This window comes from Telluria mixta, assembly GCF_029223865.1.
Lineage (GTDB): Bacteria > Pseudomonadota > Gammaproteobacteria > Burkholderiales > Burkholderiaceae_D > Telluria > Telluria mixta.
Genome location: NZ_CP119520.1, coordinates 4,230,428 through 4,245,320, shown reverse-complemented (window position 1 = coordinate 4,245,320; position 14,893 = coordinate 4,230,428). Strand labels below are relative to the sequence as shown.

Below are 14,893 nucleotides of genomic sequence, written 5' to 3'. Positions count from 1 at the left end.
CCTAAAAATGAGTTGCAGTAATCAAGCATGATACCATGTTCCTCGCCCGTCGCCTACCGCAGCGACCGGGCGAAATCCAGCAGATTGCTCACCAAGTCGCCATTCGCCAACATCCGCGCCTGCCATTCTGCACTGCGCTTTGTAATCGTTGGCAAACCGGCTTTCAGGGATGTCCACAGCGCCGGCCAATCGGCGGGCACTTCACTTTCCACGCCGTTCCAGCGCAGGGAAAAATCGATCAGGCTGTCCAGGTTCTCCGCGTACGTTTGCAGGAACGCGCGGAGTTTAACATGATGCAAGTTTTCATCTTGCGGATAAATGTGCCAGATGAATGGTCGCCCCGCCCATTGCGCGCGCACCCAGGAATCCTCGCCGCGGACGAAGTTCACGTCGCACGACCACAGCAGACGGTCGTAGTCGTCCTGCGAGAGGAACGGGATCACGCGGACCGTCAGGTTGCCGTGCGTTGCCACTGCGTCCGCGCCGACGAACGCCGCGACCTGCTCGCGCGCGACGCCTTCCGGCACCAGGCATGTCACGGGCGCCCCGCCGTCGCGCCATGCCGCGAACAGCGCCGCCACTGGAGCGGGCGGATAGCAGAACAGGCTGACCGTCAGCGCGGCCATCTCGTCCTGCGTCACGCCAAGACGCGCGAGGAAGCCGGCTCGTGCCGCCGGGTCGGCCTGGAAGCGGTCGCGGGCGTCGAGCAGACCCCGTTCACGCAGCAGGCCACCTGTCTTGCCCGTAAAACCCGGGAAGAAGAAATGCTTCGTCAGCTTCAGGCGCGGATGCATCGACGGCAGCGAATGGCAGCCCTCGACCCATTCCTCCGCACTGAGGCCTTCGTAATTGATCCACACGGGACGCGGCTCACGCTGCGCCATCGCGGCGATATAGCCCGGCGGGATGTCGACGCCGAAGAATTCGATGACGATGTCGGCCACGTCTTCCGGCTGGAAGCTGCCGTCCTGGTCGCGCCAGTGCAGCACGCGCACGCCGTCCACGATCTGTTCAAAGGCATCGACATCGACGGCCGGCCAGATGCGCCGGAAGCTGGCGAGGTCGTCGACCCACAAGGTCACGGCGATGCCATGCTCGCCGTGGAACTGCCGCGCGAGGCGCCAGCAGATGCCGATGTCGCCGAAGTTGTCGACCACCTTGCAAAAGATGGCGAGTGTCGTGGAGCGTTGAACGTTGAGCATGTTGTGCGAACCCAAAGAAAAACCGGAGCACCTTTCCGCATGTGCGGGTGGTCTGCTCCGGTCTTTGACTGGCGTCCCCACGGGGATTCGAACCCCGGTACTCACCGTGAAAGGGTGATGTCCTAGGCCTCTAGACGATGGGGACCTAAAACTGTTTTTTACTGCTTGCCGTAAGTATGCTTGGCGTCCCCACGGGGATTCGAACCCCGGTACTCACCGTGAAAGGGTGATGTCCTAGGCCTCTAGACGATGGGGACCCTGGAACTTTTACCGCTATGCCTGATCGCAGGCATATTACACCAAAACCTTGGCGTCCCCACGGGGATTCGAACCCCGGTACTCACCGTGAAAGGGTGATGTCCTAGGCCTCTAGACGATGGGGACCCGAACTACCGTACTGCTGAAACTTGGTGGAGGTAAGCGGGATCGAACCGCTGACCTCTTGCATGCCATGCAAGCGCTCTCCCAGCTGAGCTATACCCCCCAAAACTTCAATAAAAAAGCCGCTCAAGGCGGCTTTCCTTGCAACTCTTCTTAAAACAAATTCTTGGCGTCCCCACGGGGATTCGAACCCCGGTACTCACCGTGAAAGGGTGATGTCCTAGGCCTCTAGACGATGGGGACCCTGGACTGCAATGTGATACTCTGTTTTTCCCTGCTTGGTGGAGGTAAGCGGGATCGAACCGCTGACCTCTTGCATGCCATGCAAGCGCTCTCCCAGCTGAGCTATACCCCCTACGGGAAAACAGCACTATAACACACTACATTTACTGCTTACGTCGTTTTTCAACGTCGCTGCCGAATCTGGCGTCCCCACGGGGATTCGAACCCCGGTACTCACCGTGAAAGGGTGATGTCCTAGGCCTCTAGACGATGGGGACCTGGACTACGACATACTGCACTTCAGAGTTGGTGGAGGTAAGCGGGATCGAACCGCTGACCTCTTGCATGCCATGCAAGCGCTCTCCCAGCTGAGCTATACCCCCGCAGCGCTGAAGTGCGAGCATTATAGCGGACGCACTTGCATTACGCAAATAGTCACAACCCTTTGTTCACTCGGGCAAGCACCGTGTCGCGGCCGAACAATTCCAGCACCGCGTCGATGGCCGGCGTCTGCAACTGGCCCGTGACGAGCAGGCGCAGCGGCATGGCCAGTTGCGGCATCTTGAGGCCGTGCGCGGCCAGCACTTCCTTCATCGTCGCGGACAGGGCCGGCTTGGTCCATTCCACGTCGCGCAGGCGCTCGGCGAACTGGGCCAGCGCCGGGCGCACGGCGTCTGTCAGGTGCTGGGTCAGCAGTGCCGCGTCCGGCTTCGGTTCGCGGTAGAACAGCATGGCGGCGTCGGCCAGCTCGTTGATGGTGTTGGTGCGCTCCTTCATCAGGCCCAGTACGGCGGCCAACGGCGGCGCGCCGTCGAACTGGGCGCCTTCGCGCTCCATCTTCGGACGCGCGAGGCCCGCCAGGCGTTCGTTGTCCGCCTGCTTGATGTAGTGGTTGTTCAGCCAGCCCAGCTTTTCCGGATTGAACTGCGCGGCCGACGCGGTCAGGTGGTCGAGGTTGAACCACTCGGTGAACTGCTGCATCGAGAAGATCTCGTCGTCGCCGTGGCTCCAGCCCAGGCGCGCCAGGTAGTTCAGCATCGCTTCCGGCAAATAGCCCTGCTCCGGGTATTCCATCACGCTGACGGCGCCGTGGCGCTTCGAGAGCTTCTGGCCGTCCGGACCGAGGATCATCGGCAGGTGGCCATACTGCGGCAGCTCGGCGCCCAGCGCGCGCAGGATGTTGATCTGGCGGGGCGTGTTGTTGACGTGGTCGTCGCCGCGCAGCACGTGCGTGATCTTCATGTCCCAGTCGTCGACGGCGACGCAGAAGTTATAGGTCGGCGTGCCGTCCGGACGGGCGATCACGAGGTCGTCCAGTTCCTTGTTGGCGATGGTGATCGGGCCCTTGACGACGTCGTGCCACGTGACTTCGCCGTCCAGCGGATTCTTGAAGCGCACGACGGGCTTGACGCCTTCCGGCACCGGCGGCAGCGTCTTGCCCGGTTCCGGGCGCCAGGTGCCGTCGTAGCGCGGCTTGTCGCCGGCGGCGCGCATGCGCTCGCGCATCGCTTCCACTTCTTCCGGCGAGCAGTAGCACAGGTAAGCCGTGCCGGCTTCCAGCATGCCCTTCACGACTTCGCGGTAACGGTCCATGCGCTGCATCTGGTAGAACGGGCCTTCGTCGTGCGCGAGGCCCAGCCATTCCATCCCCTGCAGGATCGCCTGCACGGCTTCCGGCGTCGAACGCTCCAGGTCGGTGTCTTCGATGCGCAGGACGAAGGTGCCGCCGAAATGGCGGGCATAGGCCCACGAATACAGCGCGGTGCGCGCGCCACCGAGGTGGAGATAGCCAGTCGGGCTGGGAGCGAAACGGGTACGGACGGTCATGGTCGGATGCGAAGGGAACGCATGAATATTAATGAAGCGGCTATTTTACCGCGTGGCCCGTCAATGAGGGAGCGGGCCATCCTGCAACATGGTTGCCCACGACGACTGAAAATTACTTTACAGAAATTTAAGTTTTGGCTACAGTCTCGTCCGGCTTTTCCACCCCATGCATATATCACCCCACCCATGACGAACGATCCAAGCACCGCTGCCATTGCGCGCCTGCGCGGCGAATTCGTCTGCGCGGCGACCGAAGTCGCATTCCTGCACGAGCAGGCGCCGACGATCCTGCGCGACCTGCGCCGCGCGCTGATCGTATGCTCGCTGTTCTACCTGATGTTCAGCGTGGCCGACGTGCTGGCGCTGGGCCTGCCCGGCGCCATCCCGTCCCTGCTCGCCCGGTCCGTCGTGCCGCTCCTCGCCTGGGCCGGCCTGCGCCATGCGCGCCGGGCCGCGGCGCCCGTCACGGCCGCGTACCGGGTGGCGAGCGTGTTCACCTTGCTGGGGATGCTCACCTATATGTTCGTCGCGTGGCGCCGCCCGGCCGACACGCTGCTGCACGGGACGTCCGTCGGCCTGATGGCCGTCGTGATCCTGATCTTCATCCCGAACCGCCTGCGCACCTCCGTCGCCATCGCACTCGGTTCCAGCCTCGTGTTCGTCGCGCTGGCGTGGATCCAGTACCTCGAATCGACGCGCCACCTCGTGTCGATGACGATGCTGGTCCTGTTCGCCAACGCCTTCGGCGCTGTCGCCGCGAACCGTCATGCACGCCTGTGGCGCGAGCAATATCGCACGCGCCAGGTACTGACGAACCTGTCCGTGCGCGACCCGCTGACCGGCTGCTACAACCGGCGCCACCTGAATGCCGCCCTGCTCGACGGCGAGATCGCCCGCGCGCGGCGCTACCGGTTGAGCCTGTCGCTGATCATGTGCGACCTGGACGGCTTCAAGGCCATCAACGACACGTACGGCCACCACGCGGGCGACGAACTGCTGCGGTGCTTCGCGAACCTGTTGCAGACGATGACGCGCGACGCCATCGACACGGTCGTGCGCTACGGCGGCGAGGAATTCCTGATCATCCTGCCGGAGACGCGGCTGGACGGCGCCGTCGAACTGGCCGAGCGTGTCCGCGCCGCGTTCGCCGCCGAACGCATCCCGTACGGCGACACGGTGCTGGCCACGACCGCCAGCTTCGGCGTCGTCGGCGCGGATTTCGCGGCGAACCAGGCCATCACGCCGCAATCGCTCATCGCCGTCGCGGACGATCTGATGTACGACGCCAAGCGGGGCGGCCGCAACCAGGTGCGCGCACGGCAAATCGAGACGGGCATCGCACGCGTGGCATAGAATCGCCCGGATGAGCGATCTTTCCTTACCCGACCTGCGCGTCCACTACGATGCCATGTGGGACCGCGCCTGGCCGGACGTCTCGCGCGGCGACGTCGACTGCGACCGGCACCTCGCCGGCGGCCTCGATCCGCGCCGGGGCCTCACGCTGATCGCGCGTCCCGGCGCAACGCTGGCGGTCCGCTTCGAAGCCGTGCAGGATGCCTTGCTCGCCGCCGACCCGCAGCAATACCGGCAGCCCCTCTCCGATCTGCACATGACGGTGCTGTCGCTGTTCACGGTGACGGCAGATTACGCACCGCACCTGGCCCGGCGCGCGGATTACGCGGCGGCCGCGCGCGCGGCGCTGGAAGACCTGCCGGCGTTCGACATCGACTTCCAGGGCATCACGATCTCGCGCGGCGCCGTGCTGGCCAAAGGTTTTACGCGCGACGGCACGCTGGAACGGCTGCGCGCGCGCCTGCGCGACGTGCTGCGCGCACGCGGGCTCGATGGGACATTGGATCAGCGCTACCGGCTCGTCACCGCGCATTCGACCTTGCTGCGCTTCATCGCCCCGCCGGACGATCCGGCGCGGCTGGCCGCAGTGCTGGCGGCGATGCGCGACGTGCCGCTCGGGACGATGCGGGTGGACAGCCTGCAGCTCGTGATCAACGACTGGTATATGTCGAGCGCGGCGGTCGAACCGGTCGCGACATTTACGCTGCGGCCGCCGTACGACGCAACGTGACCGTCTGCTCGCCGGTGGCCCGCGCCCGCAACTGGCCACAGCCGCCATCGACGTCCTGCCCCGCCGAATCGCGCAGCTTCGTCAGGATGCCCCGCTCGAACAGCCAGGCCGCGATCGCCCGCGCCTTGTCCCAGTCGGGCCGGCGGAACGGCAAGCCGGGATTCGTGTTGTAGGGGATCATGTTCAGCACGGCATACTTGCCGCGCAAGAGGTCCACGAGCGCCTCGAGTTCGTCCAGCCCGTCGTTGACGCCGTCCAGCAACGTCCACTGGTACTGGATCGGATAGCCGGTCAGGCGCGCATAGCGTTCGCCCTCCTCGACCAGGTCGCGGGCCGTGAAGCGCGGTGCGCGCGGCAGCAGGCGTGCGCGCAGGTCCGTCTTCGTCGTGTGCAGCGACAGCGCCAGCGCCGGTTTCACCCGGCCTTGCGGCAGGCGTTCGAACACGCGCGGATCGCCCACCGTCGAGAACACGAGGTTCTTGTGCGCGATATTGCCTTCGATGCCGAGCAGCTCGATGGCTTCCAATACGTTGTCGAGGTTGTGCGCGGGCTCCCCCATCCCCATGAACACGACCTTCTTGACGGGCCGCAGGCGGCGGGCCAGCACGACCTGGGCGACGATCTCGCCGCTCGTCACCTGCCGGATCAGGCCACTTTGACCCGTCATGCAGAACTGGCAGCCGACCGCACAACCGACCTGGCTCGACACGCACACGCCGTCGCGCGGCAGCAGCACGGATTCCACCGTCTGGCCATCGGCGAGGCCGACCAGCAGGCGGGCCGAGCCGTCATCGGCGGGATGGGTGCTGATGACGCGGGCGAGCGCATCCAGTTCCGCATCCAGCTGCGGCAGCGCCTCCCGGACGGGCTTCGGCAGGAAGTCGTCGGGACGGCGACGGCCGCGGTCGTGGGCCATCACGCGGACCCAGTCGCGCAGGACGCGGTCGGCGTGCAGCGGCTGGGCGCCTAATGCATGCAGGCGGGTGCGGATTGCTTCAATTCTCATGTTGACGCCAAATCGTCATTCCCGCGAACGCGGGAATCCATGCTGAGCCACTTCGATGAGCTCAGTATGGGTCCCCGCTTTCGCGAGGACGACGGGTTAGTCGTTCTTGACGACGATCGTCGGGAACTTCGCCGACATATCCTTCGACTGCTCCGCCACCTTCACGGCCACCTTGCGCGCGATCTCTTTATAGATCGCGGCGACGGCACCGTCCGGCTCCGCCACGACGGTCGGCGTACCGGAATCCGTCTGCTCGCGGATCGACAGCTGCAGCGGCAGCTTGCCGAGGAAGTCCACGTGGAAGTCTTCGCACATCTTCTGGCCGCCGCCTTCGCCGAAGATCGCTTCGACGTGGCCGCAGTTCGAGCAGATGTGGGTGCTCATGTTCTCGACGACGCCGACGATCGGGATGCCGACCTTCTCGAACATCTTGAGGCCCTTGCGCGCGTCCAGCAGGGCGATGTCCTGCGGCGTGGTGACGATCACGGCGCCCGTCACGGGGACCTTCTGCGACAGCGTGAGCTGGATGTCGCCCGTGCCCGGCGGCATGTCGACGATCAGGTAGTCGAGGTTCCGCCAGTTGGTCTGTTCCAGCAACTGCTGCAGGGCCTGCGTGACCATCGGGCCGCGCCACACCATCGGCTCGTCCGGGTCGATCATGAAGCCGATCGACGACACCTGCACACCGTGGTTTTCCAGCGGCTCCATCGTCTTGCCGTCCAGGCTCTGCGGACGGCCGTTCACGCCCAGCATCATCGGCTGCGACGGGCCGTAGATGTCGGCGTCCAGCAGGCCCACCGACGCGCCCTCGGCGGCCAGCGCCAGCGCGAGGTTGACGGCCGTCGTCGACTTGCCGACGCCGCCCTTGCCGGACGCGACGGCAATGATGTTCTTCACGTTCGGCATCACCTTCAGGCCGCGCTGCACGGCGTGCGACAGGATCTTGCTCGTGACGTTGACGCTGGCGTTGTCCACGCCGGGGAGTTTGCGCAGCGCGTCGACGACGGACGCGCGGATGCCCGCGACCTGGCTCTTCGCCGGATAGCCGAGCTCGATGTCGAGGGCGACGTTGCCGCCGTCGACCTGGATGTTCCTGACTGCCTTGGAGGTGACGAAATCTTTATGGGTGTTGGGATCGACGACAGCGGCCAGCGCGGCCTTGACGTCATCTACAGTGATGCTCATTGGGTTCTCCGGATGTGATGCGCAAGTTTAGCGCAAAACAGGGTATCCCCTGTTGTCAGGCCGGCAAATGCGCAAAGTACCCCCTGCGCGCTTGGGGTCATCCGCTGGTAAAATGCCTGTTTTCCTCGACAACCTCGACCTTCGACCATGACACGCAAGCTGTTCGTCACCACCGCCCTGCCCTACGCCAACGCTGCCTTTCACATCGGCCACATGATGGAATACATCCAGGCCGACATCTGGGTCCGCTTCCAGCGAATGCAGCGCGACGCCGGTGCGCAGCGCGTCGTGCACTTCGTCGGCGCCGACGACACGCACGGCACGCCGATCATGATCGCCGCCGAGAAGGAAGGCGTGACGCCGCAGGAATTCGTCGCGAAGATCGCGGCCGGCCGCGCGCAATACCTGGACGGCTTCCACATCGCGTTCGACAACTGGTATTCGACGGATTCGCCGGAAAACGTCGACCTGTCGCAGGGCATCTACCGCCGCCTGCGCGACAACGGCCTCATCTACACGAAGACGGTCGACCGCTTCTACGACACGGCCAAGGGCATGTTCCTGGCCGACCGCAACATCAAGGGCGAGTGCCCGGTCTGCCACGCGAAGGACCAGTACGGCGACAACTGCGAAGTGTGCGGCGCCGCCTACCAGCCGACCGAGCTGATCAACCCGTACTCCGTGTTCACGGGCTCGACGCCGATCCTGAAGCCATCCGAACAGTACTTCTTCAAGCTGTCCGACCCGCGCTGCTTCCAATTCCTGAAGGAGTGGCTGAACACGCCGGGCCGCCTGCAGCCGGAGATGGTCAACAAGGTGTCCGAATGGCTCGGTGAAAACGGCGAGAAGCTGGCCGACTGGGACATCTCGCGCGACGCGCCCTATTTCGGCATCCCGATCCCGGATGCGCCGGGTAAATTCTTCTACGTGTGGCTGGACGCGCCGGTCGGCTATCTCGCCAGCCTGAAGAATTACTTCGAAAAACAGGGCATCGATTACGAAGCATTCCTGAACGATCCGTCCGCCGAGCAAGTGCACTTCATCGGCAAGGACATCGTGTCGTTCCACCTGCTGTTCTGGCCGGCGATGCTGAATTTCTCGGGCCACCCGATCATCGACAAGCTGAAGGTCAATGTCCACGGCCACCTGACCGTGAACAACGAAAAGATGTCGAAGTCGCGCGGCACGGGCATCTCGCCGCTGCGCTACCTGCAGCTGGGCATGAATCCGGAATGGCTGCGCTACTACCTCGCGTTCAAGCTGAACGCCCGGGTCGAAGACCTGGACTTCACGGGCGACGACTTCGTCGCGCGCGTGAACAGCGACCTGATCGGCAAGTACGTGAACATCGCCAGCCGCTGCGCCGGCTTCATCGCCAAGCGTTTCGACGGCAAGCTGGCTTCGACCCTGTCGGACGATGCGAAACAGTGGATCGCCCGCGCCCTGAACGGCGACAACGGTGAGCGCCAGGCCGCGATCGCCGCGAACTTCGAATCGCGCGAATTCGGCAAGGCGCTGCGCGAAATCATGGAAGTGGCCGACGTCGCCAACCGCTACGTCGACGAGAACAAGCCGTGGATCCTGGCCAAGGACGAAACGAAGACGGCCGAGCTGCACGACGTGTGCACGACCGCGCTGATCCTGTTCCGCCAACTGACGATCATGCTGTCGCCGGTGCTGCCGCACGTGGCCGCGCGCGTGCGCGAATTCCTCGGCGACGACGCGTACTCGTGGGAAGACACCCAGGGCGACCGCGTGTACGCCCCGCTGCTGGGCCGCACCATCGGCGCCTACAGCCACCTGATGCAGCGCGTGGATGCCAAGATGGTCGAGGATCTGTTCGACAAGCCGGCACCGGCCGCGGCCGCCCCCGCTGCTGCCGTCGAGACCGCAGCAGCAGCGCCGGCTGCCGCGGTGACGACCGCCGAAGCCTCGGACATCGAGGAACTGGCCCCGGAAATCTCGATCGACGACTTCACCAAGATCGACCTGCGCGTGGCGAAAATCGTCAATTGTGAGCACGTCGAAGGGTCGAGCAAGCTGCTGCGCCTCACGCTGGACGTGGGCGAAGGCCGCTATCGTAATGTGTTCTCGGGTATCAAGTCGGCTTACCAGCCGGAGCAATTGATCGGCAAGCTGACGGTGCTCGTGGCCAACCTGGCGCCGCGCAAGATGAAATTCGGCGTGTCGGAAGGCATGGTGCTGTGCGCGTCCGCGAAAGACGAGAAAACGAATCCGGGCCTGTACCTGCTGGAGCCGGTGAGCGGCGCCCAGCCGGGCATGCGGATCCGCTAAGCGGGCCCCGTCGGTGGCGTCAGTTGCTCTGCAGCGGCGCCATCAGCGAGCTCTTGTTGTCCTTGTAGTCCTTGCCGCCGACCTGGCTGACCATCTTTTCGGTGCGCTTGGCCGGGATGCGGCTGCCGGTAATCACGGCGGCCGTGTCCGTCGACGACGTCGCCGCCGCGCCGAGGGCGGGCATGTCCGGCGTTTCCTGGGTGCTGGCGCATCCGGCCAGGGCGAACGACATAGCGACGGCAAGCAGAGCTTTCATGGATCACCTGTGGGATAGGAGTGGAAAGGGAGCGTCAATACCTTGCCAGAATACCATCAGTTTCCGCGAACAAGTGGCAGTATAATGCGCTGTTTTTAAAAAATAATAGGACGCAGGTAATAGCCCGACGTCCATCCTCCACACTTTTGAGTAGTAGCGACTAATATGACCGAATACAAAGCCCTGAGGCACATCCCGCAAGCGAATCTGTTCCGCCAAGGTGACGTCTTCGTCCTGTTCGGCGAACTGTTCGGCCGCGGCTATGTGAACGGCCTGATCGACGAGGCGCGCGCCGCCGGCATGACGATCCTCGGCATCACCGTCGGCCGCCGCAACGACGATGGCACGCTGCGCGCCCTGACGCCGGAAGAGCATGCGGAAGCGGAAGCCAAGCTGGGCGGCCGCATCATCAATGTGCCCCTGATGGCCGGTTTCGACATGGACGCGCCTCCGGGCGAGCAGAATCCGACCGAGATGCTGTCCGGTATTACCCTCAAGAGCTGGCAAGAAGACAAGCTGGACTGGACCAAGATCGAAGCCTGCCGCACCGCCGGCGTGCAGCGCTTCACCCAGTCCGCCCAGGACGTCATGGCCGAGATCGACAAGCTGATCCCGGACGGCGCCAACGTGTTCTTCGCGCACACGATGGCCGGCGGCATCCCGAAGATCAAGGCCTTCCTCGCCATCGCCAACCGCATTTATAAAGGCCGCGGCGACCGCTTCATGTCGTCGCGCGCCCTGCTGGACAGCGACCTCGGCAAGCTGATCCTGATGAACTTCGACGAAGTGTCGGCGAACACGCTGAAATACCTGATCGACGCCTCCGCCGGCATCCGCGCACGCGTCGAAGCCAAGGGCGGCCAGGTGCGCTACACGGCGTACGGCTACCACGGCACCGAGATCCTGATCGGCGACGAGTACGTGTGGCAGACCTACACGAACTACACGCAGGGCTATGCCAAGATGCGCCTGGAGTCGATCGCCGAGGCCGCATGGGCCCAGGGCGTCACCGCCACCGTGTTCAACTGCCCGGAAATCCGCACGAACTCGTCCGACATCTTCGTCGGCGTCGAACTGTCCCTGTTCCCGCTGCTGCTGGCCCTCAAGAAGGAAGGCGGCGGCGCGTGGGCACAGGAACAGTGGGACATCTGCCAGGCCCTGCTGGGCGAAGGCGTGTCGCTGCAATCGATCCTCGACAAGCTGGAAGCCTATCTGCAGACCGCCACCAGCGCGTCGTTCCGCAACTTCGAGGCCTGGCCGATGGACAACACGCCCGAACTGGCCGACCTGATGATCGGCACCTCGGACGAAATCACGTCGCTGCACACGGACAAGAAGGCGCTGATCACGGACCACCTGTCGGCTCTGGTGCTGGAAGGCACCGGCCCGCTGATGTTCCACGGCGCGGCCGAGAAGATCGCACCGGTGCTGTGGCTCAACCACGACATCATCGCCCGTCAGCTGAATGCGTTGCACCAATAAGCGCTGACTCGCAGTATCATTCCTTGTTTTTATGATGCGGCGGCTCCCGATAAACGGGGCCGCCGTTTGTACGACTTGCCTAGAAAAGCCATGAAACACATCCAGTACGAATCCGAGCACACCAAGTTCATCAAGGAACTGAAGGAAAAGACCCCGGGCATGGAAGAGCGCCAGCAAGCCGGCCGCTCGCTGCTGTGGGACAAAGCCCCGCTGTCGCTGGACGAGCAGCGCCGCGTCAACGAATCGCGCCTCCGCCAGCAGGCGTATCCGTACCAGACCAAGGTCTGACGCTCGACCTGCTGCATTCCGAGGCCGACGACGATGATGCCCGAGCAGGCGCCGCCCGATGGGGGCGCCGATCCCGAAGCGGGCGACGGCATCGCGGCTCATGTGCCCAACCCTCCGCCTGAGTCCGCTGATGCCGACGCCCACGTCGACAGCGCCATCGCGCGCCTGTATGGCGAACCGCTGCTGCACCTGCCCACCGACCTGTACATCCCTCCCGATGCGCTCGAGATCTTTCTCGACGCGTTCGAGGGTCCCCTCGACCTGCTGCTGTACCTGATCCGCAAGCAGAACTTCGACATCCTCGACATCCCGATGGCCCAGGTCACGTTGCAGTACCTGGAATACGTCGAGCAGATTCGCAAGAGCAACCTGGAACTGGCGGCGGAATATCTGCTGATGGCCGCGATGCTCATCGAGATCAAGTCGCGCATGCTGTTGCCCAAGCGCGTCGACACGCTCGTCGAGGAAGCGGAAGATCCGCGCGCGGAACTCGTGCGGCGTCTGCTGGATTACGAGCAGATCAAGGTCGCGGCCCAGCAGCTGGGCGCCCTGCCCCAGGAAGGGCGCGACTTCGTGCGCCCGCAGCTGCACATCGAGCAGGCGCTGGGCCCGGTCTGGCCGCAGGTCGATCCGCACGACCTGCAGCGCGCGTGGATGGACGTGCTGCGCCGCGCCAAGCTGACCCAGCATCACCGCATCGGCCGCGAGGAATTGTCCGTGCGCGAGCACATGTCGGCCATCCTGCGCACCTTGCAGTCGGCCCGCTTCGTCGAGTTCTCGGAACTGTTCGGCGGCCAGGCCAGCGTGCCCGTCGTCGTCGTGCATTTCGTCGCGATGCTCGAACTGGCGAAAGAAACGTTAATCGAAATAACCCAGGCCGAACCTTTCGCCCCCATCTACGTGCGGCTCGCCTATTCCCCGGCGTGACCCATTTCGAATCTGACACTATGAAAATCATCTCCACCATTGACGAACTGCGCGACCAGCTGCGCGGACAACTGCGCACCGCCTTCGTGCCGACGATGGGCAACCTGCACGAAGGCCACCTGTCGCTGATGCGCCTGGCGCGCCGCCACGGCGATCCCGTCGTCGCCTCGATCTTCGTCAACCGCCTGCAGTTCGGCCCGAACGAGGACTTCGACAAATATCCGCGCACGTTCGAGGCGGACGTCGCCAAGCTGGAGAAGGAAGGCGTGTACGTGCTGTTCGCGCCGACCGAGAAAGACCTGTATCCGGAACCGCAGGAATACCGCGTGCAGCCGCCCGATGACCTGGGCAATATCCTGGAAGGCGAATTCCGCCCCGGCTTCTTCAACGGCGTGTGCACCGTCGTGACGAAGCTGTTCTCGTGCGTGCAGCCGCGCGTGGCCGTGTTCGGCAAGAAGGATTACCAGCAGCTGATGATCGTCCGCAACATGGCGCGCCAGTTCGCGCTGCCGACGGAAATCATCGGGGCCGAAACCTTCCGCGCGGAAGATGGCCTCGCGCTGTCGTCACGCAACGGCTACCTGGGCACGGCGGAACGCGCCGAGGCGCCGTTCCTGTACCAGACGCTGCAGTACGTGGCCGAGCAGACCCGCGCCGGCCACGCCGACCTTGCGCTGCTCGAACGCGACGCGATGGAACGCCTGGCCGCGCGTGGCTGGCAGCCCGACTACGTGTCGATCCGCAAGCGCATGAACCTGCAGGCGCCGAGCCGCGAGGAATATGAAGCGGGCGCCCCGCTCGTCGTCCTGACGGCGGCCAAACTTGGTGCGACGCGTCTGATCGATAATCTTGAGATCTGACTCTAATAGTTCCATTGTTGCAAATATGTTGTAGGAATTGGCAACTCTTCTTGCTAGACTCGGAGTTTGGCTTTTTACCCAAACCACGTAAAAAGAAGGAGTAGCGTCTTGACCGACCTCTCAATGGCTATGATGCGCAAAGGTCCGCCCAAACCGGACGACGTCGTCGACCGGATCCACCTGAACACGGGCGCGCACGACATGCGCGAACCGTTCGACATCGGCGACGCGTTGACCACGCTCGCCCTGACCGGCGAAGCCGTGACCGTGTATCCGCGCGGCCAGGATTTCTTCCTGGCGCGCATCGACAGCGTCGATCCCGAGGGCAAGGTCTTCAGCCTCGAGCTCGCTGGTGACCTCGTGCTGGCGGAAGGCCCGGCCACGTTCGTCGCCGCGCTCGGCGGCAACGCCAAGATCCAGTTCGAACTGGATGCCAACTGGGCGGTCGTGCCGGGTCGGCCCGATCTCGTGCAGCTGCCGCTGCCGGACGTCTGCCTCGTGCTGAACCGCCGCGCCGAGCCCAGGCTCGAATCGCCGGTGGGAATGAATTACAGCGCCCGCTTCACCATGATGGGCAAGGTGTTCGAGATGCCGCTGTACGATTTTTCGCGCGGCGGCGTGGGCCTGCGCGCGACGCCGGACCAGGCGCTCGAACTGTACGTGGGCAAGAAACTGGACGGCGTGCTGCTGGAAATGGGAACCACGCTCGTCGTCACGGCCGACCTCGAAGTCCGCCTGCTGCGGCCGTTCCGCACGTTCCTGCTGGGCCAGCAGGTGCAGGTGGGATGCCGCATCTCCAACATCTCGATGCAGATGCGTCAGACGCTCGACCGGGCGGTCGACAAGATACAGAAGCGCAGATAAGAAAACCAGGCAAAA

Annotated in this window: 13 protein-coding genes and 8 tRNA genes; 8 read left to right on the top strand and 13 right to left on the bottom strand. The window is 64.2% G+C overall.

Translation table 11 applies throughout. The features are described 5' to 3' along the window. Positions 1-53: 53 nt before the first annotated feature. The 10 genes from earP to gltX form a co-directional block, all read right to left on the bottom strand. A complete protein-coding gene (gene earP, locus P0M04_RS18985; RefSeq protein WP_259447544.1) occupies positions 54-1,202 on the bottom strand; it encodes an elongation factor P maturation arginine rhamnosyltransferase EarP in 1,149 nt (382 codons plus the stop codon). 69 nt (positions 1,203-1,271) lie between these two features. Next, positions 1,272-1,347, bottom strand: a tRNA-Glu gene (locus P0M04_RS18980). Between the two features lie 36 nt (positions 1,348-1,383). Beyond that, positions 1,384-1,459, bottom strand: a tRNA-Glu gene (locus P0M04_RS18975). Positions 1,460-1,510: 51 nt separating this feature from the next. Further along, a tRNA-Glu gene (locus tag P0M04_RS18970) sits at positions 1,511-1,586 on the bottom strand. 24 nt (positions 1,587-1,610) lie between these two features. Beyond that, positions 1,611-1,686, bottom strand: a tRNA-Ala gene (locus P0M04_RS18965). A gap of 64 nt (positions 1,687-1,750) precedes the next feature. Further along, positions 1,751-1,826, bottom strand: a tRNA-Glu gene (locus P0M04_RS18960). Between the two features lie 36 nt (positions 1,827-1,862). Continuing rightward, positions 1,863-1,938: transfer RNA gene (locus P0M04_RS18955), tRNA-Ala, on the bottom strand. 69 nt (positions 1,939-2,007) lie between these two features. Then, positions 2,008-2,083, bottom strand: a tRNA-Glu gene (locus P0M04_RS18950). A 29-nt stretch (positions 2,084-2,112) separates the two neighbouring features. After that, positions 2,113-2,188 (bottom strand) — tRNA-Ala (locus tag P0M04_RS18945). Positions 2,189-2,240: 52 nt separating this feature from the next. Continuing rightward, positions 2,241-3,632, bottom strand: coding sequence for a glutamate--tRNA ligase (gene gltX, locus P0M04_RS18940; RefSeq protein ID WP_259447545.1), 1,392 nt, complete (start codon positions 3,630-3,632; stop codon positions 2,241-2,243). A gap of 186 nt (positions 3,633-3,818) precedes the next feature. Between gltX and P0M04_RS18935 the strand changes: the two genes are divergently transcribed. Together P0M04_RS18935 and P0M04_RS18930 are read left to right on the top strand one after the other, a co-directional pair. Next, positions 3,819-4,985, top strand: coding sequence for a GGDEF domain-containing protein (locus P0M04_RS18935; protein ID WP_259447546.1), 1,167 nt, complete (start codon positions 3,819-3,821; stop codon positions 4,983-4,985). 10 nt (positions 4,986-4,995) lie between these two features. Continuing rightward, complete coding sequence (locus tag P0M04_RS18930; protein WP_259447547.1) at positions 4,996-5,715, top strand: 2'-5' RNA ligase family protein; 720 nt, start codon at positions 4,996-4,998, stop codon at positions 5,713-5,715. Here the strand turns inward: P0M04_RS18930 and P0M04_RS18925 are convergent. Together P0M04_RS18925 and apbC are read right to left on the bottom strand one after the other, a co-directional pair. Next, complete coding sequence (locus P0M04_RS18925; protein WP_259447548.1) at positions 5,684-6,721, bottom strand: RNA methyltransferase; 1,038 nt, start codon at positions 6,719-6,721, stop codon at positions 5,684-5,686. The genes P0M04_RS18930 and P0M04_RS18925 overlap by 32 nt on opposite strands. Before the next feature lie 96 nt (positions 6,722-6,817). Then, a complete protein-coding gene (gene apbC, locus P0M04_RS18920) occupies positions 6,818-7,906 on the bottom strand; it encodes an iron-sulfur cluster carrier protein ApbC (RefSeq protein WP_259447549.1) in 1,089 nt (362 codons plus the stop codon). Positions 7,907-8,053: 147 nt separating this feature from the next. Between apbC and metG the strand changes: the two genes are divergently transcribed. Further along, a complete protein-coding gene (gene metG / locus P0M04_RS18915) occupies positions 8,054-10,201 on the top strand; it encodes a methionine--tRNA ligase (protein WP_259447550.1) in 2,148 nt (715 codons plus the stop codon). A gap of 19 nt (positions 10,202-10,220) precedes the next feature. On the opposite strand, the gene P0M04_RS18910 is transcribed toward metG, so the two are convergent. Next, positions 10,221-10,457: a hypothetical protein gene (locus tag P0M04_RS18910; RefSeq protein ID WP_259447551.1), complete on the bottom strand. Its 237-nt coding sequence runs from the start codon at positions 10,455-10,457 to the stop codon at positions 10,221-10,223. A 165-nt stretch (positions 10,458-10,622) separates the two neighbouring features. On the opposite strand from P0M04_RS18910, the gene P0M04_RS18905 reads away from it, so the two are divergent. The 5 genes from P0M04_RS18905 (at position 10,623) to P0M04_RS18885 (ending at position 14,878) form a co-directional block, all read left to right on the top strand. Then, positions 10,623-11,939 (top strand): enoyl ACP reductase FabMG family protein, encoded by a 1,317-nt coding sequence (locus tag P0M04_RS18905; RefSeq protein WP_259447552.1) that lies wholly within the window; start codon positions 10,623-10,625, stop codon positions 11,937-11,939. Between the two features lie 90 nt (positions 11,940-12,029). Then, on the top strand, positions 12,030-12,227 hold the full coding sequence (locus P0M04_RS18900; protein ID WP_259447553.1) for a DUF3460 family protein: 198 nt from the start codon (positions 12,030-12,032) through the stop codon (positions 12,225-12,227). Between the two features lie 33 nt (positions 12,228-12,260). After that, positions 12,261-13,154 (top strand): segregation and condensation protein A, encoded by an 894-nt coding sequence (locus tag P0M04_RS18895; protein WP_371877221.1) that lies wholly within the window; start codon positions 12,261-12,263, stop codon positions 13,152-13,154. Positions 13,155-13,174: 20 nt separating this feature from the next. Continuing rightward, positions 13,175-14,014: a pantoate--beta-alanine ligase gene (panC, locus tag P0M04_RS18890; RefSeq protein ID WP_259447554.1), complete on the top strand. Its 840-nt coding sequence runs from the start codon at positions 13,175-13,177 to the stop codon at positions 14,012-14,014. A gap of 108 nt (positions 14,015-14,122) precedes the next feature. Beyond that, a complete protein-coding gene (locus P0M04_RS18885) occupies positions 14,123-14,878 on the top strand; it encodes a flagellar brake protein (RefSeq protein WP_259447555.1) in 756 nt (251 codons plus the stop codon). Positions 14,879-14,893: the final 15 nt, after the last annotated feature.

Excerpts from the sequence above, each read along its gene's own strand:
- earP (WP_259447544.1), bottom strand. The coding sequence starts at position 1,202 with ATGCTCAACGTTCAACGCTCCACGACACTCGCCATCTTTTGCAAGGTG.
- gltX (WP_259447545.1), bottom strand. The coding sequence starts at position 3,632 with ATGACCGTCCGTACCCGTTTCGCTCCCAGCCCGACTGGCTATCTCCAC.
- P0M04_RS18935 (WP_259447546.1), top strand. The coding sequence starts at position 3,819 with ATGACGAACGATCCAAGCACCGCTGCCATTGCGCGCCTGCGCGGCGAA.
- P0M04_RS18930 (WP_259447547.1), top strand. The coding sequence starts at position 4,996 with ATGAGCGATCTTTCCTTACCCGACCTGCGCGTCCACTACGATGCCATG.
- P0M04_RS18925 (WP_259447548.1), bottom strand. The coding sequence starts at position 6,721 with ATGAGAATTGAAGCAATCCGCACCCGCCTGCATGCATTAGGCGCCCAG.
- apbC (WP_259447549.1), bottom strand. The coding sequence starts at position 7,906 with ATGAGCATCACTGTAGATGACGTCAAGGCCGCGCTGGCCGCTGTCGTC.
- metG (WP_259447550.1), top strand. The coding sequence starts at position 8,054 with ATGACACGCAAGCTGTTCGTCACCACCGCCCTGCCCTACGCCAACGCT.
- P0M04_RS18910 (WP_259447551.1), bottom strand. The coding sequence starts at position 10,457 with ATGAAAGCTCTGCTTGCCGTCGCTATGTCGTTCGCCCTGGCCGGATGC.
- P0M04_RS18905 (WP_259447552.1), top strand. The coding sequence starts at position 10,623 with ATGACCGAATACAAAGCCCTGAGGCACATCCCGCAAGCGAATCTGTTC.
- P0M04_RS18900 (WP_259447553.1), top strand. The coding sequence starts at position 12,030 with ATGAAACACATCCAGTACGAATCCGAGCACACCAAGTTCATCAAGGAA.
- P0M04_RS18895 (WP_371877221.1), top strand. The coding sequence starts at position 12,261 with ATGATGCCCGAGCAGGCGCCGCCCGATGGGGGCGCCGATCCCGAAGCG.
- panC (WP_259447554.1), top strand. The coding sequence starts at position 13,175 with ATGAAAATCATCTCCACCATTGACGAACTGCGCGACCAGCTGCGCGGA.